We start from the raw sequence: 1697 nt of genomic DNA, 5'->3' as shown, positions 1-1697 counted from the left end.
CTCTGGAACGCCGAAAATATGGCGAACGACGGTCTTATGCCATCTTCACCAAAGGTCCCAGGGGGCATCGAGCCCCCTAAGACCTTGCCGAAAATATGACGGAACTTAGGTGTTGTCCATCTTCTTTTATGCAAGTGCACTGACTTCAAATTTAAACTATATAATGTTAATGTCAAGTCATTCAGTAAATAAGAAAATATTTGACAAGTAAAACAGAAATACATCGTCAGATCTGACAAGTGAATTCAGGAAAAGACAAAATTCAGAGATGGCTTTTCAATAGATGAGCTTTTGTCCTCTAAAAGCTTAGCTAATGCAGTGCAAAAGCTTAGCTTTCGCATCGCAAAAGGTAAGCTTTTGGAATGGATTTGCAATGCGTTGATTATCAGCCTTCTCGCGGTTCGGCTTTTCTGTGGTCGATTGTCATGATTTTTCCTTTTCTTTTGGATGAGCGTCTTTCCCGGTTGGGGTGGGCGATGAATATGAAAAAAAGGAAAGATGACCATCGTTGGCACATCCTTCCTTTTCTTTGTGTGGTTAGCCTGTGCTGTTTTTTATTCACAGGCATTTATCGAAATTCTGCCCTGTGGCATGCTATCGTTTCGATTCCTCTGTGGCAAGGTGTATGGGTGAACAGTTCTCGAACAATGCCACTCGTGGTTTCCGTTTTCTACCCTTGGATTGTGTTTTCGGATTCTAACGAATCATCAGTCTTTCCAACTTCAACTTGAAGATATTATTCGTGGTTAAGTCTTTGGTTACTTTGCCATCCACAACGACAGCTGCCTCAATTATTTGTAGTAAAAGCTCATCCGCACTCATTTGTCGCGAGAAGGAGTATATGTTGTTGATGAAGAAGGGTAACAATACCTTGTGCTGCGCATTGTCGAAAGTGAGGTTGAACTCGGGCGTTACCGGGTTTACAATCATCTCCACCGGCTTTTTCTTGATGAAACCTATTCTGCACACAAGGTCTTTGTCTTCCGCTGCTTCCAACGCCTCCTTCAGTGCCTTGTTTTTGATATTCATGGCGAGCAGTTTGTTCGGGAAATACTTGATTATGAGCGTGCTGTCGTTTGGAATTTCGCAGTTCACCCTCGCAACTTCTTTGTCATTGATGCCATCCGTGGTATTTCCGTCCAAGTAAACTATTTTACCCTCATATTGACCTTTCACCTTTGCGAATGCTTCCTGTATGTCGGCTTTAGTTTGTACGTCATTATCCTCTGTTGAATCAGAGTTGCACGATGTCATGCTTCCTGCCGCAAGGAAGCAAAATAATAATGCAAACAAATTAATTTTCTTCATAACTATAAAATATTATATTATCAATTGCTTTCAACCATGGGCTACAAAGTTACAAAAAGTTCCGGTTTAATGAAGAATTATCCTGAAAACTTTTGAAAAAAATACGTAATCCGCTCTTTCAGGGCACATACCGAGTTTGCAAGTTCCAAAACGAAGTGCAATAAAAGAGTAGCCCTCGCCGAGAGATGCAGACGTTCTCGAAGCGTAGCGAGAGGTTGTCTGCATCTCTCGGCGAGGAAAAAAAACAACCAGCAATACAAATAAAAAAGGGAGACCTCTGTCTCCCCAAGATTAATTAACTTTGTATTGTGAAATATCATCAATTAACCTCGGAGCAAAGGTCGCAAATTTTCGCCTTACTCCAAAAGAAAACAGGGAGAAAAGAGATT

1 protein-coding gene is annotated in these 1697 nt (G+C 41.2%); it reads right to left on the bottom strand.

Features of this window, described 5'->3' with window-relative positions; translation table 11 throughout:
• Window positions 1-696 precede the first annotated feature (696 nt).
• Window positions 697-1308, bottom strand: a complete 612-nt coding sequence (locus E0E16_RS11585; RefSeq protein WP_130830412.1) for a DUF4840 domain-containing protein — start codon at window positions 1306-1308, stop codon at window positions 697-699.
• Window positions 1309-1697: the final 389 nt, after the last annotated feature.

Origin of the sequence: Prevotella rectalis (assembly GCF_900607215.1) — a bacterium.
GTDB lineage: Bacteria > Bacteroidota > Bacteroidia > Bacteroidales > Bacteroidaceae > Prevotella > Prevotella brunnea.
This window is presented reverse-complemented; position numbering and strand designations above follow the sequence as displayed.